The organism is Streptomyces atriruber (genome assembly GCF_001418325.1).
GTDB classification, from domain to species: Bacteria; Actinomycetota; Actinomycetes; order Streptomycetales; family Streptomycetaceae; genus Streptomyces; species Streptomyces atriruber.
Genome location: NZ_LIPN01000148.1, coordinates 1 through 6,790, shown reverse-complemented (window position 1 = coordinate 6,790; position 6,790 = coordinate 1). Strand labels below are relative to the sequence as shown.

The following is a 6,790-nucleotide window of genomic DNA, read 5'->3' as shown; positions in this document are numbered from 1 at the left end:
CGCGCTCCTCGCGCTCACCGCCCGCGGGGTGAACTGGACGTGGTGCGGGCCCTGCAGGCCGGCGCCGATGACTGTCTGGTCAAGCCCTGCGGGCTGTGGGAGCTGCAGGCCCGGATGGAGGCGGTGATGCGCCGGGTGCGGCCCCGCCCGCTGTCCCCCGTCCTGTCGATCGGGGCGCTGCGCATCGACGCGGCGCTGCGCGAGGTCGCCTGGGCGGGCGCCTGATCGCGGTGACCCGCAAGGAGTTCGACCTGCTGCAGCTGCTGGCCGCGCAGCCCGAGACGGTCATCACGCGCGACCGGCTGATGCAGGAGGTGTGGGCGGGCTCCTGGTCCCGGCGCACCGTGGACACCCATGTGAGCAGCCTGCGCGCCAAGCTCGGCTCGCGGGAGTGGATCGTCACGGTGCACGGGGTGGGGTTCCGCATCGGGCAGGGCTGACCCCGGCCCGGCGCACCCCGGCCCGGCGCGGACGGGGTCAGCGGCCCTTGCGCGACTTCATGTACCAGGCGGCGGCGACGGCAAGGACGACGAGGACGAGGAGGATCTTCATCCTCTTCACCTCCCCCCGATCGGGCCGGACATGCCCGGCGGCGCGGTGCCCGGGCGCTCCGGACGGTCACCGGTACTGCGACGGTCACCGGGGCGCGGGCCGGGGCTCCCGGCCGGGCGGATACCACTCGATCATGAGGATGGTGGCGTCGTCCCGGAGCCGGTCGGCCTGCGCGTCCAGGACGGAGTGGATGAGCCGGCGCAGCGTCTCGGCGGCGACCTCGCCCGCGGCGGAGGCGCGGATGACCGAGTCGGCGAACCGGTCGAGGCCGAACTCGGTGCCGTCGGCCAGCCGGGCCTCGGTCATGCCGTCGGTGTAGAGCAGCACCCGGTCGCCGGGTTCCAGCGTCCTCTCGTGCACCTGGCGGCCGGTGCCGCGCACGGCGGCGGGCAGGCCCATGGGCGGGTCGGGCTCGCGTTCCAGGGCGCCCGCGACGAGCCGGTCGCCGCGGATCAGCAGGGGCGGCGGGTGCCCGCAGTTGCTCCAGCGCAGCACCCCGCGGGCCAGGTCGAGGCGCAGGAGCACGCCGGTGCAGAACTGGTCCGGCAGCCACCGTCCGAGGGCCGCGTCCACGGCGTCCAGGAGTTCGGGCAGCTCCGCCCCGGTGCGCCGGCCGTTGCGGCAGGCGGCCAGGGCGACGGCGGTGGTCAGGCCGGAGAGCAGGTTGTGGCCCATGGCGTCGACGATCGTGGCGTGCAGGGCCGTTGGGGTGAGGCAGTGGTCGAAGGCGTCGCCGCCGATCTCGTAGGCGGGTTCCAGCACGGCGGTGGAGACCACGTGGGTGTTGCCGACGGTGCGCGGCGGCAGGAAGGCGCGGAGCATCTCCGCCGGCAGCCGCATGGGCTCGGAGCGGGTGCGCTGGACGACGTTGTCCTTGTACGCCCGTTTGGAGGTGATCATCATGGCGAGGAGCGCGGCCAGGGCCCGGGCGCGGCGCAGCAGGCCGGGGTCCAGGAAGGGCGCGTGGACGGCGACCACGCCCAGCCGTTCGGCGCCGTCCAGCAGGGGCAGCCAGGCGGTCATGCCGCCGGCGGGCGACTCCTCCCCGCGCCGGGCCAGGGTGCGGTAGGCCCAGCCGGCCAGGGAAGCGTCCGCGTCGGCGGGCGCCGTCTCGTCGTGGAGCGGGACCAGCCGGCGCTGCTGGAGGTCGGCGAAGTGGACCACCGCCCGGGGCATGCCCAGGGCGGTGGCGCACCGGGCGAGCGCGGTGGCCGGGTCCAGGACGGCGTTGTCCGGGTCCGCGAGGAACTCCACGAGTGCGCCGGGCGGCTCCGATGTCGGCACCTGCTTCTCCCTCTCGGCGGCGGGCTGCGCGACGCGGCGGGACGAACACGAGCAGTCTCACACCGGGGTGCGGGGCCCGCCCGGCCGGCCGCCGTGTCGCCGATCCGCCGCGGGTGGTCCACGGTGATCAGGACGAGTTGTCCCGCCCTGCGCGGGTACCTGCACCCCAGCTCCGGGCGGCCCGGCCGGGCCGGGCCGAAGGTGTTCCGGGGCCAGCACGCGAGACGAGAGGAGACATCGTGAGTGAGCAGGTACCGGCCTCCCCCGGTGCGGACGGCAGTACGCCGGTGCCCAGGGACCCGCCCGACCAGCAGGCCGACGGCGGACAGGACCCCTGGGAGCCGGACGGGAACGGGCCGCCCGCGGCGGACGCGGACGGCGGGGCGGACGACGACGCGCCCGACACCGATGTGCCCGACACCGACGAGGCCGGCACCGGCCGGCGCGGCAGCGCCCGCCAGACGGGCGACCCGTCCCCGGACCCGGCACCGGAGGAGTCCTCCGGCTGAGGCCGCGGCGACGCGGCGAGACATCGGCACGGCGGCACGGCACGGAGCAGTGCGAGGCAATCCGGGGGAACGCGAGGAAAGGGAGCGACGGTGAGCGGTGCGGAAGATCGGCCGGCGCAGGTCACGGTGGAGCTGAGCGGCGCGGCGGAGGACGCCGGGAGCGTCTTCGACGTGCTCGGGGCGGTCTATGCCTCGGACCGGGACGGCGGCCCCGCGCCGGCCGGGCCGACCGTGTGGAGCGGTGTCTTCGACACCGCCCGTCCGGCGGGCGGCGCGCCGGGCGGGACGCCGTCGCTGAGGGGCGCGGTGACCGCCGACGTGCAGGGCGGCTATGTGGCGGTCGACCAGATCGTCACGGTGCTCTCGGCGGCCTTCACCGTCACCCAGGAGGGCGCCGCCTCGGGCGACCAGGAAAAGGACGTGTCCCTGCGGCTGGAGAGCCGCTGAGACCGCGGCCCGCACAGGCCCCGCATCGGCCGCGCACGGCGCCGGCGCGGGGCCACGGGCGCCGCCCGCAGACCCGGCGGCCGCAGGCCCGGCACTCTCAGCCCTGGCGGTCGGCCGGGATGCGCTCCAGCAGGCCGCGCAGGTCGTCGGCGTGCTCCTCCTCCTGGGCCAGCAGTTCCTCGAAGACCCGGCGGGTGGTGGGGTCGCCCTCCCCCAGCCACTGGGCGATCTCGGTGTAGGCGGCGACGGCGACCCGTTCGGCCACCAGGTCCTCCTTGATCATTTCGATCAGGTCGGTGCTGGCGTCGTACTCCGCGTGGGAGCGGGAGGTGAGCGTGTCGGGGTCGAAGTCGGGCTCGCCGCCCAGCTGCACGATGCGCTGGGCCAGCTTGTCGGCGTGCTCCTGCTCCTGCTGGGCGTGTTCCAGGAACTCCGCGGCCACCGGCTCGGAGTACAGGCCGGAGGCCGTGTAGTAGTGCCGCTTGTAGCGCAGGGTACAGACGATCTCGGTGGCGAGGGCCTCGTTGAGCACGATGAGCACGCGCTCCAGGTCCGCGCCGTAGGCGTCGGTCACCGGGCCCTTCTCGATCTGGTGGCGGGCCCGCTCGCGGATGGTCTTGATGTCGGTCAGGAACTCGGCCATGGCTGCTGCTCTCTGCTGGGCGGGTCGGGACAGCGGGCGGCCGCCGTCCGGCGTCCCGCCCCCATGACCGTACCCATATGTGCGTATTCATCCCGGGATGGTGGCGGGGCGCGGGCCTAGTGCCCCATGCCGGCGCCGCCGTCCACCGGCAGCACCGCGCCGGTGATGTAGCCGGCTTCGGGCGAGGCGAGGAAGGCGATGGCGGCGGCCGTCTCCTCGGGCGCGCCCAGGCGGCCCAGCGGAATCTGGCCGACCATGCCCGCGCGCTGCTCCTCGCTGAGCGTGCTGATCATGTCGGTGTCGGTCAGGCCGGGCGTGACGACGTTGAAGGTGATGTTGCGGGAGCCCAGTTCGCGGGCCATGGAGCGGGCGAAGCCGACCAGTGCGGCCTTGGAGGCGGCGTAGTTGGCCTGGCCGCCCTCGCCGCGCAGGGCCACCGCCGAGGAGACCAGCACCACCCGCCCGGACCGGGCACGCAGCATGGCCCGGCTGGCGCGCTTGACCGCCCGGAAGGTGCCGGTGAGGTTGGTGTCCAGGACGGCGGTGAAGTCGTCCTCGCTCATCCGCATCAGCAGCTGGTCCCGGGTGATGCCCGCGCAGCACACCAGGACCTCGACGGGCCCGTGCGCCTGTTCGGCCTCCTGGAAGGCGGCGTCGACCTGGGCGGTGTCGGTGACGTCGCAGCGGATCGCGAGCAGCCCCTCGGGGGGTGCGGCGCTGCGGTAGGTGACGGCGACGCGGTCGCCCGCGGCCTGCAGGGCACGGGCGGCGGCCAGGCCGATGCCGCGGCTGCCGCCGGTGACGAGAACGGAACGGGGCACGGGTGACCTCTCTGCAGGGGGCGGGGTACTCTGCGCGCCGGGCCGGCGGCCGGGCCCGGCGCGCGTCGGATCGGCGGGCGGCGCGGCACGCGCCGTGCCGCGCGACACGGCGCCTCCAGCGGTCCTCGAGGGGCGGCCTGCAAGCTGATCTGCTCAGCACGAACAGGGGTGGCTCCCGCGCTAGTTGGGGCGTGCGCGGAGCCTTGGGGGAAAACGGAGAAGAGATGCGGTGCCTGGGCCTGGGCCAGGGCGGACCGGCGGGGTGCGGGGGCATCCCCGGGGTACGCCGTCGGCGCGCGACGAACGCGCTGCGACAACGCCACCACCCCCCGGCGGCCGGGAAGCGCCGCATCGGTCGCCGTCCGGCGAGATCCAGGCCGTCATTGTGGGGGGCCTCCCAGGGGCGGTACCAGGAGCAACTTCTTCCTGTTCCCGAATTTCCGGAAATCCCCCTGCCGGTAAGCGGACCGGCCCCGGGCGAGGCGCGCGGGAGGGCGAACGGTGGACAATAAGGCCGCGCTGCGGCAGCTGCTGCGGTGGAAGCGGAGCCGGCTGGAGCCCGCGTCGGTGGGGCTGCGCCCGCGCACCGGGCGCGGGCGGCGCGCCCCGGGGCTCTCCCAGGCGCAGGTCGCCCAGCTCCTGTACGTCTCCGAGCGCACCTACGCCCAGCTGGAACGGGGCGAAATGGCCGCCCCCGCCGCCGACTTCCTGGACCGGGTCTGCGGCGTGCTGCGCCTGGAGGAGGGCGAGCGGACGGCGCTGTACGTCTATGCGCTGGGGCACGAGCCGCCCCGGCCGCAGGACCCGCTGGCCGGGCAGGACATCCACGGCGCCTGGCACGAGGCGGTGCACAGCGTCACCCGGCCCTGTTACGTCAACGACGTCGCCTGGAACGTGCTGGCCTGCAACGAGGCGTTCACCGCGATGTTCCCGCGCGCCCCGGGGGCCGAACCCGCCCTGCCGGAGCGGAACCTGATGCGCTACATGCTGCTGCGGGAGACGGCGCGCGAGCACCACCTGATGGACTGGGAGACGCGGTGGGCCCGGCCGCTGGCCGCCCAGCTGCGCAAGGCGGTGGCCCTGTATCCGGGCAACACCGACCTGCGGGAGCTGGACAAGGAGGTGGAGGACGACCCGGTGGCCGGACCCATCTACCGCACGGATCCGGTCACTTACGTCCAGCCCAGCGGCGCCACCCGCCCGGTGCGCCTGCCCTGGCCCGATCCCCCGGGCCCGCCGGGCGGCGCCGACCGGTGCTGCGCGCGGCATCTGCCCTCCCGGGCCGGGCAGGTCACCATGTGCGCGGCGGTGCCGCTGGGCTCGCCCGGCGCCCGGTTCTTCATCCTGGTCTTCGAGCCCGCACCCGCCGCCTGAGGACCGCCGCCGGCCCGCCTCACCGGCCGCCGGCGGAAGCCGCGGCGGGGGCGGTGAGGAAGGCCCGCACGCCCTGCGAGACGGCGTCGTCGCCCAGCAGGTCGTTGTGGGCCAGGCAGCCCGCCTCGTGGTTGGCCGCCCCCGCCAGCGGCACGCTGTCGTCGGGGTTGATGACCTCGTCGCAGGACGAGGCCCACGTCGCGTACGCCACCGGGCCGGGCGTCTCATCGCCCTCGGCGAGCCGGCCGGTGACGTAGGAGCCCGGTGTCATGTCCCGGCAGGCCTGCGACCACAGGGCGCAGGCCCAGGCCGTGGAGGTGCCGTGGTTGGGCCCGCCCAGCGAGACCCAGTGCGCGACGGCGGGCGCGCCGCCGCCGAACTTCACATACCAGCGCGTGACCAGGCTGCCGAAGGAGTGCGCCACCAGGTCGACGCGGTCGGCGCCGGTGCGGGCGCGCACCTCGGCGACGTAGGCGGCCAGGCGGCCCGCGAGGTCCTCGTTGACCGACCGGCTGGTGTCGTAGCCCCAGGAGAAGAGGTCGCCGTCGCCGTACCCGGCGGACTTGAAGTCCTCCCGCAGGGACCCCCACACGCCGGGGTCGGCGTTGTAGCCGTGCACGAACACCACGGGCCGGGGCGCGGGCGCGGCCGGCAGCAGCACGGCGAGCACGCACAGCCAGCCCAGCAGCAGTCGCCGCGCGGAGCGGGCGCTCGTCTCCCTCGGCACCAGGGCCTCCTCACCGAACACGGACACGGCACGGCACACCGCCGCCAACCGGCGTGGGCGCAGGGGTGATTGTGGAGTCGCGCGCGCCAGATGAGAAGAGCCGCTCCCCATCCGGCGCGCACCGGCCGTTTCACCGCCCGCCCCCGGCAACTCCTCTGGCACGCACTGGAACTGCCCCGATCGCGACAGGCCCGGGGCCCCGGCCCGCCCACCGGCCGGGGCTCCCCCCGGCTCCCGCCACCCGCAACTCCCCAGTCCGGCACCGGACCTGACCCCGTCACGGGCCGCCCCGGCCGGTGCCCCGGGTGTGCGTCAGGTCAGGGGGGTTCCGCAGCGGGCGCAGAAGCGGGCCTCGCGGTCGGCGGCCAGGCGGCCGCACTGCGGGCAGACCCGGTCCAGCAGGCAGACCGGCTCGCCCGCGCCGGGGGCTGCC

Annotated in this window: 8 protein-coding genes and 1 pseudogene; 4 read left to right on the top strand and 5 right to left on the bottom strand. The window is 75.4% G+C overall.

Annotated elements, in window-relative coordinates:
• Nucleotides 1-440, top strand: a pseudogene (locus tag AOK03_RS40940) (response regulator transcription factor); the annotation flags it as partial.
• A 196-nt stretch (nt 441-636) separates the two neighbouring features.
• Here AOK03_RS40940 and AOK03_RS16985 read toward each other — a convergent pair.
• Nucleotides 637-1,836: a PP2C family protein-serine/threonine phosphatase gene (locus tag AOK03_RS16985; protein WP_055566116.1), complete on the bottom strand. Its 1,200-nt coding sequence runs from the start codon at nt 1,834-1,836 to the stop codon at nt 637-639.
• Nucleotides 1,837-2,075: 239 nt separating this feature from the next.
• Here AOK03_RS16985 and AOK03_RS16980 point away from each other — a divergent pair, with 239 nt between their 5' ends.
• Nucleotides 2,076-2,345 (top strand): hypothetical protein, encoded by a 270-nt coding sequence (locus tag AOK03_RS16980; RefSeq protein WP_055566115.1) that lies wholly within the window; start codon nt 2,076-2,078, stop codon nt 2,343-2,345.
• Between the two features lie 90 nt (nt 2,346-2,435).
• Nucleotides 2,436-2,792 (top strand): hypothetical protein, encoded by a 357-nt coding sequence (locus tag AOK03_RS16975; protein WP_055566114.1) that lies wholly within the window; start codon nt 2,436-2,438, stop codon nt 2,790-2,792.
• Between the two features lie 97 nt (nt 2,793-2,889).
• Here the strand turns inward: AOK03_RS16975 and AOK03_RS16970 are convergent, their stop codons facing one another.
• A complete protein-coding gene (locus AOK03_RS16970) occupies nt 2,890-3,435 on the bottom strand; it encodes a ferritin-like domain-containing protein (protein WP_055566113.1) in 546 nt (181 codons plus the stop codon).
• 116 nt (nt 3,436-3,551) lie between these two features.
• Nucleotides 3,552-4,256, bottom strand: coding sequence for a 3-oxoacyl-ACP reductase FabG (fabG, locus tag AOK03_RS16965; RefSeq protein WP_055566112.1), 705 nt, complete (start codon nt 4,254-4,256; stop codon nt 3,552-3,554).
• 501 nt (nt 4,257-4,757) lie between these two features.
• On the opposite strand from fabG, the gene AOK03_RS16960 reads away from it, so the two are divergent.
• Nucleotides 4,758-5,630: an MmyB family transcriptional regulator gene (locus tag AOK03_RS16960; protein ID WP_055566111.1), complete on the top strand. Its 873-nt coding sequence runs from the start codon at nt 4,758-4,760 to the stop codon at nt 5,628-5,630.
• Nucleotides 5,631-5,649: 19 nt separating this feature from the next.
• On the opposite strand, the gene AOK03_RS16955 is transcribed toward AOK03_RS16960, so the two are convergent.
• Both AOK03_RS16955 and AOK03_RS40935 read right to left on the bottom strand, forming a co-directional pair.
• Complete coding sequence (locus AOK03_RS16955; protein ID WP_055566119.1) at nt 5,650-6,321, bottom strand: esterase/lipase family protein; 672 nt, start codon at nt 6,319-6,321, stop codon at nt 5,650-5,652.
• A 348-nt stretch (nt 6,322-6,669) separates the two neighbouring features.
• Entirely contained in the window at nt 6,670-6,756 is an 87-nt protein-coding gene (locus AOK03_RS40935) for a zinc ribbon domain-containing protein (protein ID WP_425264388.1), read from the bottom strand.
• Nucleotides 6,757-6,790: the final 34 nt, after the last annotated feature.

Coding starts and splice junctions, on each gene's coding strand:
- AOK03_RS16970 (WP_055566113.1), bottom strand. CDS start 3,435: ATGGCCGAGTTCCTGACCGACATCAAGACCATCCGCGAGCGGGCCCGC.